This is a genomic window from Empedobacter sp. UBA5987 (assembly GCF_002429865.1).
GTDB lineage: Bacteria > Bacteroidota > Bacteroidia > Flavobacteriales > Weeksellaceae > Empedobacter > Empedobacter falsenii_B.
In genome coordinates this window covers 13,486-33,914 of the sequence record NZ_DJBB01000016.1, presented here as the reverse complement: position 1 = coordinate 33,914, position 20,429 = coordinate 13,486, and the positions used below count along the sequence as shown (strand labels likewise).

At 30.6% G+C, this 20,429-nt stretch carries 21 protein-coding genes; all 21 read left to right on the top strand.

Annotated features, from left to right (window positions below):
* The first annotated feature begins 4 nt into the window (after positions 1-4).
* The 21 genes from rfbB to B3J26_RS02730 all read left to right on the top strand — a co-directional run bounded on the left by rfbB (position 5) and on the right by B3J26_RS02730 (position 18,844).
* Positions 5-1,051, top strand: a complete 1,047-nt coding sequence (gene rfbB, locus B3J26_RS02830) for a dTDP-glucose 4,6-dehydratase (RefSeq protein WP_291073141.1) — start codon at positions 5-7, stop codon at positions 1,049-1,051.
* 171 nt (positions 1,052-1,222) lie between these two features.
* The gene (locus B3J26_RS02825) at positions 1,223-1,573 is read left to right on the top strand and encodes a four helix bundle protein (protein WP_114998499.1); all 351 of its coding nucleotides are present in this window, start codon (positions 1,223-1,225) and stop codon (positions 1,571-1,573) included.
* A gap of 82 nt (positions 1,574-1,655) precedes the next feature.
* Positions 1,656-2,207 carry a dTDP-4-dehydrorhamnose 3,5-epimerase gene (rfbC, locus tag B3J26_RS02820; protein WP_291073139.1) on the top strand — a complete coding sequence of 184 codons (552 nt, stop codon included), beginning with the start codon at positions 1,656-1,658 and terminating at the stop codon, positions 2,205-2,207.
* Positions 2,208-2,383: 176 nt separating this feature from the next.
* Entirely contained in the window at positions 2,384-2,746 is a 363-nt protein-coding gene (locus B3J26_RS02815; protein WP_038335987.1) for a four helix bundle protein, read from the top strand.
* 719 nt (positions 2,747-3,465) lie between these two features.
* Complete coding sequence (gene rfbA / locus B3J26_RS02810; RefSeq protein ID WP_291073137.1) at positions 3,466-4,326, top strand: glucose-1-phosphate thymidylyltransferase RfbA; 861 nt, start codon at positions 3,466-3,468, stop codon at positions 4,324-4,326.
* A 14-nt stretch (positions 4,327-4,340) separates the two neighbouring features.
* Positions 4,341-4,682, top strand: a complete 342-nt coding sequence (locus tag B3J26_RS02805) for a phosphomannose isomerase type II C-terminal cupin domain (RefSeq protein WP_291073135.1) — start codon at positions 4,341-4,343, stop codon at positions 4,680-4,682.
* Positions 4,679-5,668, top strand: a complete 990-nt coding sequence (locus B3J26_RS02800) for a mannose-1-phosphate guanylyltransferase (RefSeq protein ID WP_291073133.1) — start codon at positions 4,679-4,681, stop codon at positions 5,666-5,668. The genes B3J26_RS02805 and B3J26_RS02800 overlap by 4 nt, the downstream gene beginning before the upstream one ends.
* Positions 5,669-5,687: 19 nt before the next feature.
* Positions 5,688-6,794, top strand: coding sequence for a UDP-galactopyranose mutase (gene glf, locus B3J26_RS02795; protein ID WP_291073132.1), 1,107 nt, complete (start codon positions 5,688-5,690; stop codon positions 6,792-6,794).
* A gap of 46 nt (positions 6,795-6,840) precedes the next feature.
* Positions 6,841-8,148 carry a flippase gene (locus B3J26_RS02790; RefSeq protein ID WP_291073131.1) on the top strand — a complete coding sequence of 436 codons (1,308 nt, stop codon included), beginning with the start codon at positions 6,841-6,843 and terminating at the stop codon, positions 8,146-8,148.
* Positions 8,149-8,167: 19 nt separating this feature from the next.
* The gene (locus B3J26_RS02785; RefSeq protein WP_349679505.1) at positions 8,168-9,400 is read left to right on the top strand and encodes a glycosyltransferase; all 1,233 of its coding nucleotides are present in this window, start codon (positions 8,168-8,170) and stop codon (positions 9,398-9,400) included.
* Between the two features lie 83 nt (positions 9,401-9,483).
* Entirely contained in the window at positions 9,484-10,062 is a 579-nt protein-coding gene (locus tag B3J26_RS02780; RefSeq protein WP_291073129.1) for a CatB-related O-acetyltransferase, read from the top strand.
* A 66-nt stretch (positions 10,063-10,128) separates the two neighbouring features.
* Positions 10,129-11,088 carry a glycosyltransferase family A protein gene (locus tag B3J26_RS02775; RefSeq protein WP_291073126.1) on the top strand — a complete coding sequence of 320 codons (960 nt, stop codon included), beginning with the start codon at positions 10,129-10,131 and terminating at the stop codon, positions 11,086-11,088.
* 2 nt (positions 11,089-11,090) lie between these two features.
* Positions 11,091-12,212, top strand: a complete 1,122-nt coding sequence (locus tag B3J26_RS02770; RefSeq protein ID WP_291073125.1) for a glycosyltransferase family 4 protein — start codon at positions 11,091-11,093, stop codon at positions 12,210-12,212.
* Positions 12,205-13,290, top strand: coding sequence for an EpsG family protein (locus B3J26_RS02765; protein ID WP_291073124.1), 1,086 nt, complete (start codon positions 12,205-12,207; stop codon positions 13,288-13,290). The genes B3J26_RS02770 and B3J26_RS02765 overlap by 8 nt, the downstream gene beginning before the upstream one ends.
* A 20-nt stretch (positions 13,291-13,310) precedes the next feature.
* Positions 13,311-14,183: a glycosyltransferase family 2 protein gene (locus tag B3J26_RS02760; RefSeq protein ID WP_291073123.1), complete on the top strand. Its 873-nt coding sequence runs from the start codon at positions 13,311-13,313 to the stop codon at positions 14,181-14,183.
* Between the two features lie 8 nt (positions 14,184-14,191).
* The gene (locus B3J26_RS02755) at positions 14,192-15,265 is read left to right on the top strand and encodes a glycosyltransferase (protein ID WP_291073122.1); all 1,074 of its coding nucleotides are present in this window, start codon (positions 14,192-14,194) and stop codon (positions 15,263-15,265) included.
* Positions 15,253-16,485 (top strand): glycosyltransferase family 4 protein, encoded by a 1,233-nt coding sequence (locus tag B3J26_RS02750; RefSeq protein ID WP_291073121.1) that lies wholly within the window; start codon positions 15,253-15,255, stop codon positions 16,483-16,485. Before B3J26_RS02755 ends, B3J26_RS02750 begins: the two co-directional genes overlap by 13 nt.
* 74 nt (positions 16,486-16,559) lie before the next feature.
* Entirely contained in the window at positions 16,560-16,919 is a 360-nt protein-coding gene (locus tag B3J26_RS02745; protein WP_291073120.1) for a four helix bundle protein, read from the top strand.
* 39 nt (positions 16,920-16,958) lie between these two features.
* Positions 16,959-17,564, top strand: coding sequence for a sugar transferase (locus B3J26_RS02740; protein WP_291073118.1), 606 nt, complete (start codon positions 16,959-16,961; stop codon positions 17,562-17,564).
* Positions 17,565-17,572: 8 nt separating this feature from the next.
* On the top strand, positions 17,573-18,217 hold the full coding sequence (locus tag B3J26_RS02735) for an acetyltransferase (RefSeq protein WP_280049484.1): 645 nt from the start codon (positions 17,573-17,575) through the stop codon (positions 18,215-18,217).
* A 27-nt stretch (positions 18,218-18,244) separates the two neighbouring features.
* Positions 18,245-18,844, top strand: a complete 600-nt coding sequence (locus B3J26_RS02730; protein ID WP_291073208.1) for an acetyltransferase — start codon at positions 18,245-18,247, stop codon at positions 18,842-18,844.
* Positions 18,845-20,429: the final 1,585 nt, after the last annotated feature.

Genomic DNA, 20,429 nt, shown 5'->3' with positions numbered 1-20,429 from the left:
TACTATGAAAACTATTTTAATTACAGGTGGAGCTGGATTTATCGGTTCTCACGTTGTAAGAGAATTTGTCTTAAAATATCCTGAAACGAAAATTATCAACCTTGATGCGTTGACATATGCAGGAAATTTAGAGAATTTAAAAGATATCGAAAGTAAGTCAAATTACGAATTCGTAAAAGCTGATATTACTGACGCAAAACATATTTTAGAGGTTTTTGAAAAACATCAGCCAGATGGTGTCATCCATTTAGCTGCCGAATCTCACGTTGATCGTTCTATTACCAATCCGTTAGAGTTTGTGATGACGAATGTGATTGGAACAGTAAACTTATTGAATGCTGCAAAAACGATTTGGAAAGATAATTTTGAAGGAAAACGTTTCCATCATGTTTCGACAGATGAGGTTTTTGGCGCTTTAGGTGATGAAGGTTTTTTTACGGAAGAAACATCGTATGATCCACATTCACCTTATTCGGCATCCAAAGCATCTTCAGATCATTTTGTAAGAGCTTATCATGATACCTATGGTTTACCAATTGTGATGACAAATTGCTCAAACAATTATGGACCAAATCATTTTCCAGAAAAATTGATTCCGTTATGTATTCATAATATTTTGAACGGAAATCCACTTCCAATTTACGGAGATGGAAAATATACACGCGATTGGTTATTTGTGATCGATCATGCAAAAGCGATTGATTTAGTTTTCCATGAAGGAAAAAATGGAGCATCTTACAATGTAGGAGGTTTCAACGAATGGAAAAACATCGATTTGGTAAAAGAATTGTGCAAACAAATGGACGAAAAATTAGGGAAAGAAGCAGGAACTTCAGAACAATTAATCACATTTGTGAAAGATCGACCAGGACACGATTTACGTTATGCCATCGATGCAACAAAAATCAACGAAGAATTAGGCTGGAAACCAAGTGTGACGTTTGAGCAAGGTTTGAGTCTAACAATTGATTGGTTTTTATCCAACAAAGAATGGCTAGACAATGTAACCTCTGGCGATTACCAAAAATATTACGAAAAACAGTATAATTAATAGTTAATAAGGTTAAGAAAGTTAAGAAGGTTAAGAAAGTTAAGAAAGTTAAGAAAGTTAAGAAAGTTAAGAAAGTTAAGAAAGTTAAGAAAGTTAGTTCTCCCCATTTCTCTATTTTCTCATTTCAACTTAAGCCTTTTTTACCACCACACATATAAAACTTTAAAAAATATGGCTAGTCATAAAGAATTAAAAGTTTGGCAAGAATCTATGGATTTAGTCGTCTGTATTTATGAAACTGTAAAAATTTTCCCTAAAGAAGAACTTTACGGATTGACAAGTCAAATGAAACGGAGTGCGGTCTCTATCCCAAGTAATATTGCAGAAGGAGCAGGTCGACAAAGTCAAGCTGAGTTTATACGTTTTCTTTATATTGCGCTAGGTTCAGTAAGTGAGCTTGAAACGCAATTGGAAATAGCTTTTCGATTAGGATTTATTGGTAATTTAATACAATTTCAAAAGAGTATAAATTATATAAAAAGTATGCTTTCTAAATTAATTAAATCATTGAGAATAGATTAACCTTTTTATATCTATCTAACCTTATCAACCTTTTATAACTTTATCAACTTTATTAACATTATAAAACAATATTGACAATTAAATGAAAGCGATAGAAACGAAATTAAAAGGTTGTTTTATTTTAGAACCAACTGTATTTGAAGATTCGAGAGGCTATTTTTTTGAATCATACAATGAAAATAAAATGGAAGAAATTTTGGGTTATAAACCAACTTTTGTTCAAGATAATCAATCAAATTCTTCTTATGGAGTGATTCGTGGTTTACATATGCAAGCAGGTGAACATGCGCAAGCAAAGTTAGTTCGTGTGGTAGAAGGTGCTGTAATCGATGTTGCGGTTGATGTTCGTCCAGGTTCTGAAACCTATGGACAGTCTGTTTCGGTAGAGTTATCAGCAGATAACAAACGTCAATTGTTTATTCCGAGAGGATTTTTACACGGCTTTTCGGTGATTACAGATAAAGCGACTTTCTTTTATAAATGTGATAATGGATACAATAAAACATCAGAAGATGGTGTTTATCCGTTAGACGAAGAAATTGGAATTGACTGGGGAATCCCTTCTGATAAAATGATTATTTCGGAGAAAGATCAAGAAGCACAATCGTTTGGAGAGTTTAAGGTTAACAAGTGAAGAAGTTAACAAGTGAAGAAGTGAAAGAGTTAACAAGTGAAGAAGTGAACAAGTGAACAAGTAAACAAGTAAACAAGTGAAAAAGTGAAGAAGTGAACAAGTGAAGGAGTTAACAAGTTTACACGTTCACAAGTTTACATGATCACACGTTAACAAAATCACATAAAATATAATAGATGAAGAGCCATAAGGATTTATTAGTATATCAGAAATCATTAGATCTGGTCACAAATATCTATTCTATTACAGATTGCTTCCCAAAAGAAGAGCAATTTGGTTTGACAAACCAATTAAGAAGAGCATCAGTATCTGTCCCTTCTAATATTGCGGAAGGAGCTGGAAGAAAAAGTAAAAAAGAATTTATTCATTTTTTGTACATCGCTTTAGGCTCATTGAATGAAATTGAAACACAATTAGAAATATCTAAAAGATTAAATTATATAAGTAATTTAGATGATTTTGATACACAATTTTTACACATCAAAAGAATGCTCTTAAAATTAATCGAATCATTGAAAAGGGATATTGAAGAAGGTTAACAAGTGAACAAGTGAAGGAGTTAACAAGTGAAGAAATTAACAAGTGAAGGAGTTAACAAGTGAAGGAGTTAACAAGTGAAGAAGTAAAGAGGTGAAGAAGTAAAGAGGTGAAGAGGTTAACAAGTGAAGGAGTTAACAAGTGAAGAAGTTAACAAGTGAAGAGGTGAAGGAGTTAACAAGTGAAGAGGTTAACAAGTGAAGGAGTTAACAAGTGAAGAAGTTAACAAGTGAAGAGGTGAAGGAGTTAACAAGTGAAGAAATTAACAAGTGAAGAAGTTAACAAGTGAAGAAGTGAAGAAGCTAACAAGTTCACACGTTTACAAGTTCACAAGTTCACAATTTGACAAGTGAAGAAGTTAACAAGTGAAGAAGTGAAGAAGTGAAGGAGTTAACAAGTGAAGAGGTTAACAAGTGAAGAGGTTAACAAGTGAAGGAGTTAACAAGTGAAGAGGTTAACAAGTGAACAAGTGAAGTAGTGAAGAAGTTAACAAGTGAAGGAGTGAAGGAGTTAACAAGTGAACAAGTGAAGGAGTGAAGAAGTGAAAGAGTTAACAAGTTAACAAGTGAAGAAGTGAAGAAGTGAAGAAGTGAAGAGGTTAACAAGTGAAGAAGTTAACAAGTGAAGAAGTGAAGAAGCTAACAAGTTCACACGTTTACAAGTTCACAAGTTCACCCTTTAACCATCTAACCATATAACCGTTTTAACAACAAAAAAAAACATGAAAGGAATAATATTAGCAGGAGGCTCAGGAACGCGATTACACCCTTTAACATTAGCGGTGAGTAAGCAATTGATGCCAGTATATGATAAACCAATGATATATTACCCATTATCAACGTTGATGTTGGCAGGGATTAATGAAATTTTAATTATTTCAACACCTCATGATTTACCTCATTTTGAGAAATTATTAGGAGACGGGTCTCAGATTGGATGTAAATTTTCGTACAAAGAACAACCAAGTCCTGATGGTTTAGCCCAAGCGTTTATTCTAGGAGAGGAATTTATTGGAGATGATAAAGTAGCATTGATATTAGGTGACAATATTTTCTATGCTTCAGGAATGTCAAAATTATTGCAAGATTCTGCAGATCCAGATGGAGGAGTAGTTTTTGCGTATCAAGTGAGCGATCCTGAAAGATATGGTGTAGTTGAGTTTAATGAGAAGAATGAAGTCGTTTCGATTGAAGAAAAACCTAAAGAACCAAAATCAAATTATGCCGTTCCAGGATTGTATTTTTATGATAATGATGTGGTTGAAATTGCAAAAAATATAAAACCTTCTCCGCGTGGAGAATTAGAAATTACAGATATTAATGCAGAATATTTGAAAAGAGGAAAACTGAAAGTAGGTGTTTTCGATCGTGGTACAGCTTGGTTAGATACTGGAACAATCAATTCATTGATGCAAGCTGGTCAATTTGTTCAAGTGATCGAAGAACGTCAAGGAATGAAAATTGGTGCCATAGAAGAAGTGGCGTATCGCATGGGGTACATTACAAAAGAAGAATTAATGAATATTGCAGAACCACTGAAAAAAAGTGGGTATGGCGAATATTTGATGAAGATCAACAAATAAACTATTACTATAAAATGGAACATGATATTAGACCATGGGGAGAATATTGGGTATTAGAAGATAGCGATACGCATAAAGTAAAAAGAATTCAAGTAAATCCGGGCGGGAGATTGTCTTTGCAATATCATTTTAAAAGAGGTGAAGTTTGGACAATAGTTTCAGGAATCGGGACAATTACAATTAATGATGAGATAAAAGACTATAAAACTGGAGAGGTAGCTCAAATACCTCAAGGAGCTCATCATCGTATTGAGAATAAAACAAATGAACCTGTTGTATTTGTAGAAGTGCAATATGGAACTTATTTTGGAGAAGATGATATTGTAAGAATTGAAGACGACTACAATCGCGCATGAAAATTATCAATGTAATTTTAACAGGAGGTGTTGGTAGTCGACTTTGGCCATTGTCTAGGAAAGATAAACCGAAGCAATATATTGACTTATTTGAAGGTAAATCTTTATTTCAACAAACAATAATTCGAAACAAAGATATTTGCGATGAGCTTATTGTTGTAGGTAACGTTGATAATTATCATCTATCAAGAAAAGCTCTAGAAGATTTGAAAATTGAAAAATTTCATGAAGTAATAGAGGCTACTCCAAGAAATACTGCAGCAGCGATTGCTTTTGCAGCTTTCAAGGCTCAACCTGAGGATATTTTATTGGTTTCACCTTCTGATCATTTAATTGAAGATCTTGATATATATAATTCAGCAATTCAGGAAGCAATTGAACTTGCAAAAAAAGGGAGTATTGTAACTTTTGGATTACAACCAACAAAACCAGAAACTGGTTATGGATATATTCAAATTAAAAACGGTGATGTTTTAGGTTTTAGAGAAAAACCTAATTTAGATACTGCTCAAGAATTTCTAAAATCAGGTGATTTCTATTGGAATTCAGGAATGTTTTGTTTTCAAGCAAAGACATTCTTGAATGAGTTAAAAATACATGAGCCTGATGTTTATGAAAGCTCATTAAATGCATTTGAATTATCAAAGGATAATATACTTCCTTTAGAAGAGAGTTTATTGATACCTTCTATTTCTGTTGATTATGCAGTAATGGAAAAAACAGAAAAATTACAAGCAGTAATAGGTAGATTTAAATGGTCTGATATGGGATCTTTTGAGTCTTTATATAATTATTTAAAGAAAAACGGGCATACCACAGATGAATACGGGAACATGGTCATTGGAACAAATATTCATACAGAGTTTTTAGGATTCAAAAAAAGTATTTTAGTTGCTACTGATGATGCAATTTTAATACTGAAAAAGGAAAAAGCTCAGAAAGTGAAGGATATTTATGAAAATTTATCCGATAAAAAATTAACATAAAAATACTGGTTATTTAAAGATGAAAAAATATGATTATTTAATAGTTGGGTCGGGCTTATTTGGAGCAGTGTTTGCGCATAAAGCAAAATTAGCAGGCAAAAGTTGTTTGGTAATTGATAAAAGAGATCATAAAGGAGGTAATATTTACTGTGAAAATGTTGAGGGAATAAATGTACACAAATACGGAGCTCATATTTTTCATACTAATGATAAATCTATATGGGATTTTGTAAACAGCTTTGTTGAGTTTAATCGATATACAAATTCACCTGTTGCCAATTATAACGGAGAGATTTATAATCTACCGTTCAATATGAATACTTTTAATAAGCTTTGGGGAGTTATTACGCCAAAAGAAGCTCAGGTATATATCAAAAACCAGATTAAGGAACTCAATATTTCTAATCCTTCAAATCTGGAAGAACAGGCTTTATCATTAGTTGGAACAGATATTTTTAATAAACTGATTAAAGAATACACTGAAAAGCAGTGGGGAAGAGACTGTAAGGATCTTCCTGCATTTATTATCAAAAGGCTCCCTGTTAGATTCACTTACGATAACAATTACTTTAATGATAAATACCAAGGTATCCCGATTGGAGGCTATAATAAGTTAATAGATGGGCTATTAGAGGGAATAGAAGTTCAGTTAGATACAGATTATTTCGGTAATAGGGAATATTTCGATTCTCTTGCAGAGAACATTGTTTTTACAGGCAAAATTGATGAATACTATGGCTTCCAGTATGGTAAACTTTCTTATAGAAGTTTACGTTTTGAGACTGAAGTATTAGACCATGAAAATTACCAAGGGAATGCTGTAGTAAACTACACAAGCAAAAATGAACCTTATACAAGAATTATCGAGCATAAGCATTTTGAATTTGGGACACAAAGTAAAACGGTTGTTACTAAAGAATATTCCTTAGAAGCAAGCAGCAATACTGAACCTTATTATCCTATCAATGATGATGAAAATAATGAATTGTATAGAAAATATAAGAAATTAGCAGACGGAGAAGAGAACGTTATTTTTGGTGGCAGACTGGCTGAATACAAATACTATGATATGCACCAGGTAATTGGTTCTGCGCTTAAAAAGGCTAGAGATATTTTTGGAATATAATATCTGATATTCTTATAAGACATAAATAATTTGAACATTAATTAAAATGAGTTCTTCTAAACTTATAAAAAACGCACTTTTCCTTAGCCTCGTTCAAGCGGTTAATTTTGTTTTCCCGTTGATCACTATTCCATATGTTTCCCGAATAATAGGTCCGGAAGGATATGGCATATTTAATTATTCAACAGCCTTTATTGGATATTTCACCCTTTTAATAGCTTATGGATTTGATTTAACGGGAACTCGAAAAATAGCTAAAGCAAATGGAAATAAGAACATCATTAATAATGTTATTTCGGAAGTATTGAGTGCAAGAATATTATTATTTCTTCTTTCCGTATCTTTATTTGTCATTGCATTATATTTTTTTGAACCTATTCAAAAAGATGTGCTCACTGTATCTGTTTTATTCATAGGATGTTTGGGTACAGTAATTTCACCTCAGTATATTTTTCAGGGATTACAGGAGCTTTCAATTTTTGCCAAGCTTAATTTTGTAAGGGGCGTTTTAAATGTTATTTTGATTTTTACTCTGATAAAAAAAAGTGACGATTATATTTTTTTAGCGGTACTGAATACATTTTTCATTATTTCAATAAATGTGTTTTTATTTGTTTATGTTATCTTTAAATTTAAATTATCTGTAAAGCTTATTTCAATACATAAATCATTAAGAATTATCTTTAATGAAAGGATGATTTTTTTTTCTACGGTAGTTATTAGTTTATATACTTCCACCAATACTATTGTGTTAGGATTTTTTGCTGAAAATAAAGAAATAGGATATTATACCACAAGCCAAAGTTTTCTGAATATTGTTAACTCAATTATTGCAATGCCATTATCTATGGCCCTTTTTCCCTTTATAGGAAAATCATTTGCTGTTTCTAAAGAAAATGGTATTAATACAATAAAGAGGATTATGCCTATTGTTTTTTATTTAACTCTAGCAGCCTCCGTTTGTTTATTAATTTTTGCCCCTATTGTAATAAAGCTATTTTATGGCCATAAATTTGATCAGTCTATACCAGCCTTACGGATTATCTCCTTTATACCATTTATAGTTGGGATGTCTAATATTTTTGGAATACAATTAATGCTTAATATGGGATTAGACAAGTTGTTTTTCAAAACAACCTTCATTGCAAGTATGTTTGGAATTATTCTTAATATTTTTATGAGTAAAACATGGGGATATATCGGAACGGCATGGAATTGTTTAATTATAGAATGCTTTGTAACATTATTAATGTATTTTGCTTTAAGACGAAAAGGTGTTCATCCATTCGACATTAATAATTTTCGATTTCATAACATGAAAAAAATGATTTTGGTCTCATTTCGTAAAAAATAAAAAAAATAAAAAAAAGAAAATATTACAGATAAGTACAGGATATGATATTTCTTTTAATGGAGGAATAACCAATTATGTAAGAAATATTTCTTCAACTTTATCTTCATTTGGCAATGAAGTATATGTTCTTTATTCGCAGAATAATGGTGAAGTTAAAGAATATGAATATAATTTGATAAATTATAATTCTATACTGAGACCCTTCCATTTGAGTAGTGTTATTAGTAATTCAGATATAGAAAATATTGAAAAGATAGTATCAGAATTACGTCCAGATATTATCCATGTTCATATGATGATTGATTTACCAGTTGGTGTTTTAGAGATGTTTATGAACTATGCTAAGGTGGTTATTTCACTTCATGATTATTCATATGTTTGTAATAGAATAATACTGCTTGATCGCGAAGGTAAATTATGCGAATCTTCCAATGGTAATCTTAAATGTAATAGTTGTATATCCTGGGAGGAAACAATTGATAGCAAACTTGGAAGTATCATTAGGAAGTCTGGGAAAATATTAGGAATTGACAAAATAAAAGATTCTTCGGGTCATAAAGAGAGATTTGAATTTGGAAAAAAAATGTTTTCAAATGTTAATGCATTGATTGCAGTATCCAATAGAGTAAAGGAAATTTATATAAGAAATGGATTCGAAAATAGTAATTTTTATGTGAATCATATTGGAAACTATACAGCAGAAGATGATTTTAGATTATCCTTTGGTAAAAGAGAACTTAAGAATAAAGATGAGAAATTTAATTTTGGCTTTATTGGAAATTTGAATTACCATAAAGGCTCTGATTTATTTTTTAAAATAGCAAGTAAAAGTCATCATAATTTCCATATTTATGGAGGAATTGATGCACATTTAATGGAGTTGGTTGAACAACTACCTAATGTAACATATCATGGAAAATATCAGCATAGTGATCTTAAAAATATTTTAAGTAATGTTGATATTGGATTAGTATTACCAATTTGGGAAGATAATGCGCCACAAGTCGTATTTGAGTTTTTAAATTCAGGAATTCCTATTTTAGGAACTAGAATGGGTGGTTTGCCAGATTTCATTAATGATGATAATGGTATTCTTTTCTCAAATAATGATGAGGAACTTGTAAATGTAATAAACTTTTTAAATAGTGAAGAGATATACTCTTTCTATAATAGAGTTGTTAACAATATTAAAGGAACTAAGAAGTCATCCGAACACATGAATGATTTATTATCAATTTATCAGAAGCTATGATAAAGTATTTAAAACTATTGAACTTATTTCGTGCTGATCTATTGTTTTTTTATAAAAGAAGCATGCAAAAAGTGGTTTGGAGAATGCAAAACCCACATAATTATACTACTTTATCCAGAAATGTTAAAAATACTAAAATAGTTCAGGTAGGAAATAAGTCATATGGAACACTTAATATTGAATCATTTGAAAATGATGCAGAAAAACTGATAATAGGTAATTTTGTTAGTATTGCACCAAATGTTTACTTTATATTAGGTGGAAATCACCAAATGTCTGCTTTTACTACATTTCCTTTGAAGGCTTTTTTTTTCGAGAAATATTCTCCCTTGGATGCAAGAACTAAAGGACCTATAAATGTTGAAGACGAGGTATGGATAGGGCAGAATAGTATTATTATGTCTGGAGTAACAATAGGACAGGGAGCAATTATTGCAGCGGGAAGTATAGTTACAAAAGATGTAAAACCTTACAGCATTGTTGGTGGAAATCCAGCAAAATTTATTAAATGGCGTATTTCTGAATCTTTAATTGAGAAGAGGAAAAAAATATCGCTTTCAAAAATTAGTATAGATAAGATTAAGGATAATCAAAATCTGTTTTATCAGGAACTTAATGAGGATGTTTTGAATGAAATAGATAAACTTAAAGACAAATATTAATTTTTTTTATTAAAAGAAATAAGAAAGTAATCTTACATAAGTTTATAAAAAATACAAATAAAAATAATGAAGCAATTAGCGATAATCATACCAGCATATAAACCGGATTATATAGAAAAGACTTTGATCTCAATTAATAATCAAACCAATAAAAATTTTACAGTTTATATTGGTGATGATGCGAGCCCGTATGAGTTGAAGCATATTGTAGATAAATTTAATGGTTCAATTGATATTGTTTATCATAAATTTGAAGATAATTTAGGAGGAACGTCTTTAACAAAACAGTGGGAGCGTTGTGTTGAATTATCAGAAGAAAAATTTATTTGGCTTTTTTCTGATGATGATATTATGGATCCAACAGCTGTAGATTCTTTTTATAAATATCAAAAATTAAAACCGGATTCTTCTCTGTTTAAGTTTTTCACTAAGATGATTGATGAAAACGGGAATGAAATTAAATTATATTTTGATAAAACAAATAATGAGAAGGACCGCATCTTACCTCAACAATTCTTAGATCGTAGATTAGGATACGACCGGTTTAGAAGTTATATAGTAGAATATATTTTTGATAGAAAAATCTTTTTAGAAAACCGGTTTGTTGATTTTCCTTTGGCTTGGTCTTCAGACGATGCCACATGGATTAAATACTCATTAAAGAATAATGGGATAGATATTATACCTGATTTTGTTCATTGGAGATACTCAGGTAAAAATATATCCAGTGATAACTCCAACAAGGATGTAATAGAAAAGAAACTAACAGCAATAGAACAATACATAGTATGGTTAACCACAGAGATAGATGGAAAGCTTTTAGTGAATAGGCAACTATTGGCCAGCTGGGTTGTAAACCAAGTCGCACACATGTTTTCAGATAATGATAAACTGAACAGATATTTATATAGTAAATATTCTGATTTTTTCACAAAAGAGGAAATAGAAAAGGCTTTGAAGAAGTTTTATAATAAAAAGAAAGCAGAAAAAATAAAGAAGGTTATCAGATTGTTAATTGGGAAATAATTATGTCTTATAAAAAAAAATTAATAATATTAACCTATGACTTTCCGCCTGGTAATGGCGGGATCGCAAGGTTATGTCGTGAAATAGCATCAGGGATGCATTCCTATTATTCTTCAGTTGAAGTGATAACAAGAGATATAGTTGGCCCTAATACAGATTTTAAGCCTAAAAATTTTGATATTAAACGATTTTCTGAAAAAAGAGGTCGGTTAGAGTTGGCAATTATAAAATATCTGAAGAATTATAATTCTTCAGAGGTTGATATTTTGTGTGGTGTTTGGCATCCCGAAGCAGGCTTAGCTTTACTGGCAGGCCATAAAAATATTTATGTATTAGGGCATGGTACAGAATTTTTATATGCAAAAAGTGTATTCAGAAAACATATTTGGATCAACACGTATTGTAAACTTATTTTGAAGAAAGTAAAAAAAATAATTACCAATAGCCACTATACAGAAGGTCTGATTAAAAATATTGATTCTAAGGCACCGACTAAAGTACTCCCTTTAGCTGTTGACTATCAATTTTTTCATCCTCAACCGAAAAACAATACAAACGATAATAAAATTAGAATAGCAACTCTTGCCCGTATTTTGGAATTTAAAGGATATGATACCATTGCAAATGCTATTGCCAGTCTGCCTGAAGAATATAAAAATAAAGTAGAATGGAATATAGGGGGTACAGGACCCTATTTACCTGAACTTAAAGAATTAATTAAAAGACTGAACATCGGAAAAAATGTTAATTTTTTAGGATTTATTAAAGATGAGCATCTAACAGAGTTTTACAATAAGAACAACATTTTTGTTCTCTGTACCAAAGAATCTCCATCTTCAACTGAGGTTGAAGGATTTGGCCTGGTGTTTTTAGAAGCACAGTCATGTGGTATTCCTGCTATTGGAACCAAAACAGGTGGAATTTCTGATGCTGTTGAACATGGTAATGGTGGGTGGCTGATTGAGCAAACTGATTTTTTAACTTTATCAAAAATGTTTATGGAGTATATAGATAACCCAAATATCCTTATTCTTCAAGGTACGAATGCAAGAAATAGAGTATTAGCTTCGTGCACTTTCGATATATATAATGATAAATTAAATAAAATTTTGAAAGATGATTGAATCTGCTGAAACTATTTTTAATAATTGGTTTTTTCTAATTTATTTATCATTAGCTTTTTTTGCGGGAATAATAATAATAGAGGTTTATTTTAAGAAAAATAAAGTAACCACTTTACAGAATATTTTAGTGATATGCTTTAGTGTCATTTTTATCTTAATGTTTGGATTACGTGATTATGATGTGGGGGTGGATACTATGATGTATAAAAGTGTATACAGCCTAGGTAAAAGTGATTTATATAATGAGAAGGGGTTTAACTTATATAATACGTTATTGTTCAAATTAGGTGCTTCAGACCGATTCTTTATACTTTCAATTGCATTCATATACCTTGCCCTTATATATGTATTTTTAAAAAGGAAACAGTTTAATAATATTTTCCTGATTTTCTTTTGTTGGGTAAGCTTATTCTTTTTTAAATCAATGGGAATTAATACGATCAGACAAGGATTAGCGTGTTCCATCTTCCTGGTAGGTCTTACTTTTAAAAAGAATTACATTAAATATCTACTTTTTGTTATTGCATTCACCTTTCATATTTCATTAGCCATAGCTTTGGTAGCATTTTTGATTTCAAAATTTTTTGACAAAAATAAGTATGCTATTATAAGTTTTATTTTAGGGACGATATTATCTATTACTAATATCCCCATCTATTCGTGGCTGTCGGTAATACCAGGTATAAACTCACTTGTTAATGATAAATTTCAATTATATAGTACTGTAAGTGCTTCCGATTACAAAATTGGGTTTAGAATTGATTTTTTTATTTTTAATCTCTTTTTTGCGATTGTTGGATATTACTATACTAGATATATATTAAAAGACAGTTCCAAAGAATCTAAAGATTATAACTTAGTATATAATATGTATTTATATCTGAGTGGTTTCTTTTTTATAATGTTTAACTCAGGCTACAGCGATCGTTATGGAGTATTATCATGGATGTTAATCCCTTTGCTTATAGCTCCGTTTTTTGAATATTCAAGCATAAAACCCAAAGTGTTTAATAAATTTACACTATTACTGGTCTGCTTTATTTTCGGTATAGTATTTTATAAATTAAAATTAAATTAAAACCCAAGTGTAATTTTGCAATGAAAATTCTCGTTTCTATTTTTACTCCAACATATAACCGGGCTGAATTATTATCTAGACTTTATGATAGTCTTGTTAAGCAAACCAATCAAAATTTTGAATGGGTAATAGTTGATGATGGTTCTATAGATAATACTTCAGAGGTTGTGAAAAAGTTCATCTCTGAGCAAAAAATACAGATTAATTATTATAAACAAAAGAACTCTGGAAAACATATTGCCATTAATAAAGGAGTAGAGATGGCTCGGGGCGAGTTGTTTTTTATTGTAGATAGCGATGATTATATATTGCAACATGCAGTCGATTTTATTGTTAATCAATACCAGGAAATAAAGGATGCCCCATCAGTAGGAGGTTTGTCCGCCCGTCGTGGTTACAATATTAATCAGGCTATCGGATCAGATAACTTTTCAAATTTTATGATAACTGATGTGTTTACATTTAGATATAAACACAATATTCAGGGAGATATGGCAGAAGTTGTTAAAACATCAGTATTAAAAGAATTCCCATTTCCTAAGATAAATGAAGAGCGATTTTGCCCGGAAAGCCTAATATGGAACCGTATTGGATTAAAATATAAATTTTTGTGGTTACCGGATATTATTTATATCGGAGAATATTTAGAAGGAGGGCTCACCGATAATATTTTTAAGATTAGAAAAAAATCTCCGGATTCTACAATCCTATTTTACAAGGAACTTCAGGAAATGCCTATTCCGTTTATACAGAAAGTTAAGGCTAATATTAATTACTGGAGATTTGCAAAGTTTTCTGAAAAGAAATTTTACAACAAGTGGAGTAATACCAATCCACTATTGTCTTTAATAGGACTCCCTTTAAGTTTAATTTTTTTAGTGAAAGATAAATAATGAGAATCTTGCAAATTATAGACAGTTTACATGTTGGTGGAGCAGAAAAACTAATAGTTGACACAATTCCTTTAATGGTTAAAAAAGGGAATACTGTGAATGTTTTATTATTGAACGGAGAACATACAGCTTTTTATAATGAGTTGTCAAGCAAAAATTGTTGTAAAATTTATTCACTTGGTAGATCATATTACAATCCAATTTATATTTTTAAAATAATTAAATATTTTAGAGATTACGATATAATTCATGTACATCTTTTCCCTGCTCAATATTATACAGTAATAGCAAAAATATTGTCATTTTCTAAAATAAAATTGATTTTTACAGAACATAATACAGGAAATTCAAGAATGGATAATCCAAGATTTAGATCGTTAGAACGATTTATTTATAAAGGATTTAGTAAAATAGTATGTATTACGCAAGAAGTCAAAAATTCTTTAATAAACAAACTTAAACTTAATAAGGACAAGCTTTTTGTGATTAACAACGGAATTAATATTCAAGAAATTTCAAATGCTATTCCAGAAAATAGAATTAATTTTGGATATAGTGAGTGTGAGAAATTACTCATAATGGTCGCAGGATTTAGGGAACAAAAAGATCAAGATACAGTTATAAAATCATTATCTATGTTACCTTCTAATTATAAATTGATATTAGTAGGCGATGGGATCAGAAGAGAAAATCTGCAATCACTTGTTCAAGAATTAAATTTGCAAAATAGAGTGAATTTTCTAGGAATAAGAACAGATGTTTATCGTTTAATAAAAATGTCAGATATTGCTATTTTAAGTTCACATTGGGAAGGGTTTGGTTTAGCTGCAGCAGAGGCAATGGCCTGTGGTAAACCAACAATTGCTTCAAATGTTGGAGGTTTAGCGCAAGTTGTTAATAATGGAGGTTTACTCTTTGAAAAAGGAAATTCTACTGATCTAAAAAGACAAATTATTTCTTTAGAAGATATTAATCATTATAAATTAATTTCTAATAAATGTTATGAAAAATCACTTGAATATGATGTTACAAACATGGTGAATAGTTTATTAGATTTATACCAATCAGAATGCAAAAAATAGTACGTACTTCTACCATACCATTGTCACTAAATATATTACTAAAAGGACAATTAAAATTTTTGTCAAAAAAATTTGAAATTATTGGACTTTCATCTCAAGGAAATGATTTAATCGAAGTAGGTAAAAGAGAAGAGATAAAAACGATTTCTGTCGATATGGAACGTGGTATTAGCCCGTTTAAAGATTTAATTTCACTTTTTAAACTTTATAGTCAATTTCGAAAAGAAAAACCGACTATTATTCATTCTATTACACCCAAAGCAGGCTTGTTAACGATGTTAGCAGGTAAAATGGCTGGTGTACCTATACGAATGCATACCTTTACAGGACTCATTTTTCCAACTAAAACAGGTAAGATGCAACAACTATTGATTAAAATGGATCAATTGCTTTGTTGGTCAGCAACAAATATTTATCCTGAAGGTAACGGCGTAAAGAATGATTTAATTTCTTATAAAATTACGTCTAAACCTCTTAAAGTAATTGCAAATGGTAATGTGAACGGAATTGATTTGAACTATTTTTCTAAAAATAATATTTCAGAAGAAAAACAAGTACAATTAAAAGAAAAACTCAATATTTCTGAAAGTGATTTTATTTTCATTTTCGTTGGTCGTTTGGTTGGAGATAAAGGAATCAATGAATTAGTTGAAGCGTTTCAGAAACTAGAAATTAGAGATCTGAAATTAGGAATTAGTTCCGAACACCAAATCTCCAGTCTCCAGTCTCCAATCTCTAATTCCCAATCCCGAATCCCTAAACTCTTATTAGTAGGTCCATTAGAAACAGAACTTGATCCTTTAAAGGAGGAAACGTTAAAAGAAATAGAGCTAAATAAAAATATCATTTCGGTTGGTTTTCAAAAAGATGTTCGTCCTTATTTCGCAATTTCGAATGCGTTAGTATTTCCAAGTTATCGTGAAGGATTCCCGAATGTAGTAATGCAGGCAGGAGCAATGGAATTACCAAGTATTGTAAGCAATATTAATGGGTGTAACGAAATTATAGTTGAAGGAGAAAATGGTACGATTATTCCTGTAAAAAATGCAGAAGCAATTACAGTAGCTATGCAAAAGTTGATGGAAGATAAAGACTATTACTTAAGTTTAAAGAATAATGCTCGCCCAATGATACAATCACGTTATGAACAACAAGTAGTGTGGAACGCTTTGTTAGATGAATATAATATATTGATTAAAAAACTGGATATCAAGAATTAGATATTAGAAACTAGAAATCAGTGATCAGAAACTAGTCTTTCTAATTCTAGTTCCTAGTCCCTAAAATAAAAGATATGAAAACGCATAAGGACTTAGATGTTTGGAAGAAATCGGTTGATTTTGTTACGATTATTTATAAAGAAACACAATCTTTTCCAAAAGAAGAAATATATGGTTTGACCAATCAAATTAGAAGATCAGCAGTTTCTATATCTTCAAATATAGCAGAAGGAGCTGCACGTAATTCTGATAAAGAGTTTATTCATTTTTTATACATAGCCTTAGGTAGTTTAATGGAATTAGATACTCAATTATTAATTTCAAAAAATATTAATTTTATATCAGATTCTGATTATATAATTTTACAAGCAAAAATTGAAGAAATAGGTAAAATGTTAAATGGATTAATAAAATATCGTAAATCAAAACTCTAGTCCCTAATTTCTAATCCCCAATATCTAATCTCTAAATTAATGTATAAACACTTTTTCAAACGCCTTTTTGACTTTATCATTGCTTTGATAGGGTTGATTATTCTTTTGCCAATATTTCTATTCGTAATGGTAGGCTTATACTTAGCCAATGAGGGAAAACCATTTTTCTTTCAAGCTCGTCCAGGGTTGAATGAAAAGATTTTCAACATCATCAAATTCAAAACCATGAATGATAAAAAGGATTCTAATGGAAATCTTTTACCAGATGCGGAACGCTTAACGCCGATTGGTGCATTTGTCCGCAAAACATCATTAGATGAAATCCCGCAACTCATTAATGTGTTGAAAGGAGATATGAGTTTGATAGGACCACGACCGTTGTTACCGCAATATCTACCTTTATACAATGAAACACAGAAGCGCAGGCATAATGTTCGCCCGGGTATCACCGGTTGGGCACAAGTCAACGGACGAAATACGATTTCATGGTCAAAGAAATTTGAATTGGATGTAGAATACGTCGATAATTTATCTTTCTTGATGGATGTAAAGGTATTTTTAACAACCTTCAAAAAAGTGTTTAAATCGGAGGGAATATCTCAAGTGGGGCAGGCAACTGCGGAAGCGTTTAATGGTAAAAATTAAAAAATAATATGAAAAAAATTGCAATTTTTGGTGCTGGCGGTTTTGGTCGAGAAGTGAAGACTATAATTGATAAGATTAACATTGTCAATCCCAATACATACGATTTTATAGGGTTTTATGATGATGGTAAAGAAAAAGACTCTATTGTGAATGGATATCCTGTTTTAGGAGGAATTGAAGAGTTGAACGAAGTAAATGAAGAGTTGTGTTTGGTAATTTCCATTGGTGACCCAAAAATTAAACAAATTATATTAAATAAAATTACTAATCCTAATATTCACTATCCTTCTATTGTGCATCCTAATGCTTCAATATCTAAAGATGATGTGAAGATAGGAAAAGGTTGTATTATTTGTGAAGGAAATATTATTACTTGTAATATAGTCATAGGAGACTTTGTTATTTTAAATTTAATGTGTACAGTAGGGCATGATACTATAATTGATGATTATTGTGCGTTCATGCCTTCGGTCAATATTTCAGGAGAAGTACATATTCATAAAGGAGTTTATGTAGGAACTGGTGCTAAAATTATCAATTTATTAGAAATTGGAGAAAATACAATTCTAGGAGCAGGAGCAGTTGTTTCCAAATCATTACCAGCTAACTGTACAGCAGTTGGGATACCTGCAAAACCAATTAAATTTCATTGATAAATTATTTTTTGCTGAAAAATGAAGATAGATATTTATGGAGCGAAAGGTCATGCAAAAGTTATTGTTGAATTATTAGAAGAAATAAAATATAAGATTATAAATGTATATGATGATGATTTGTCTATTACATCACTTTTCAATTATTCGGTAATTCACGAATTTACAATGAGTTCTAATTTAATAATTTCGATTGGAGATAATGAAATTAGGAAAAAACTAGTTGATAAATTAAAAGTAGAGAATTATCCTACACTAATTCACCCTAAAACATCTGTTTCAAAAAGAGCAAAAATAGAAGAAGGTACTGTTGTAATGTCAGGTGTCTCGGTGAATTCAGAAGTCAATATAGGAAAACATTGTATCATTAATACCAATGCTTCTATTGACCACGAATGTATAATTAGTGATTATGTGCATATATCTCCAAATGCTGCTTTAGCAGGAAATGTTGAGGTAGGTGAAGGTACACATATTGGGATTGGCGCATCTGTTATTCAAGGAATAAAAATAGGTAATTGGTGTACAATTGGTGCAGGTGCTGTTATTATAAAAGATATTCCGGATGGTGCCACAGTTGTAGGAAATCCAGGTAGAAACATTAAAATAAAAGATATAAACGAATAAAAAATAAGGCTCCTAATGGAGCTTTTTTATATATTAACCAGCTTAAAGAATTCGTATAACTTGATTTCTCTAGCTTCACAAATTCTTTCAAGTGTGGATATTGGCATATTATATTCAATATAATTATCATCTTGAGAAGCTTTTTTTATTTTTCTGACAACGCTTTCTTCAATATTATGTTCGTCAGCAAACTTTCTTTGTGATTCAGATTTTGTTATCCAGTTATTATATATGAATTTACATATACGTCTATTAGAACTATCCATGATAGCAAATTAGTAGTAGTAAATAAAAATATTGCGGTCGATAATGCGCAATTAAAATATTTTTATTATATTTGTTTACAGATAGTTAAAAAATAAAGTAAAATACTTTTATCTCGCTTTTGAAAACTGGTAATTTTTGTAGCAACGAGAAAATAAGTAAATTTGCTCACGACCTAGGCGTGGGCTCTCTTATTGTTGCTCGGTATACCAGTACCTCTAATGCTTTAAGATGAGTTCCATGCCTTTCTTGTTTTTGGTCGTTTTCTTCCATCACAATCGCATCGAACTTCATATAATATGCTTGGTTTTATTCCTCTACAAATCAAGTAAAGTACGCTCTCTAAATATGTATTTCTTATAATAGAAATGCACAGATGGTTATTCGATTCAGTTAGAATTGTAAGATGTATATATTAGATTTTAGATATTAGTATTGAGATTTTAGAATTGTAAAATGTAGTAGTTGTGATGTATAAAGTATAAAGTAAAATGTATTCAGATTAAGGATGAGGTTCTGAGATGAGTTGAGATAGACAAAAAGATGATGTTTTGAACATAATTACGTGAACAAGAGAATAATTAGTAGTTCTTTATTTATTACTTTTTTGCTTGATCAAAAAGTAATCAAAAGTTATTCATATGATTTATTATTATTTTTAAGGTATTCATGAATGCAAAGCATTACAAGACTGCGATTTTCGACGTTCAATTCTCATCTCACGCACTAAAAAGATTAAATGATTCGCATACGCTCACTAATCTTTTTTACGCTTGTTTCAATGGATTGAAGCTCGTCTGCAAATCGTATGTCAACTCTAAAATTCGTTGTTAAAAAAGGATTTGAATATTAATAAGAAAAAAAACGTAAAACGTTAAGCGTATCACGTAAAACATAACAAAAAACCCCTTTCCTAAAACAAAGTTGGCGCGATGTACAGGAAAAGGAGTGGATTTTAAAACTAATGTTGAATTAAAAAACTATGTAAAATTATGAAAGAGTAAACAGATTCACACTCTATCCCCCGAAGACAACACAAAGAGTATAAATGATCTTCATAAAATGATTAGTGTTAATTTTTTTCATTTATTAATGTATTTTTTAAAACTTGTCTATATCGGGGGATTTATAAAGGATGCGATTCTGAGACAAGCTCAGAATGACAGCGAGATAAGAGCCTAAAGAGAAATTGGATATATTAAGAGGATTAGTAGTTCTTTATTTTATTACGTTCATTTTTGTCTTGACACAAAAACGAACAAAAAAAGTCAAGTCTGTGCTTACAAGTCGGTCAATAATGGCTACTCGCTAAATGCTTTAG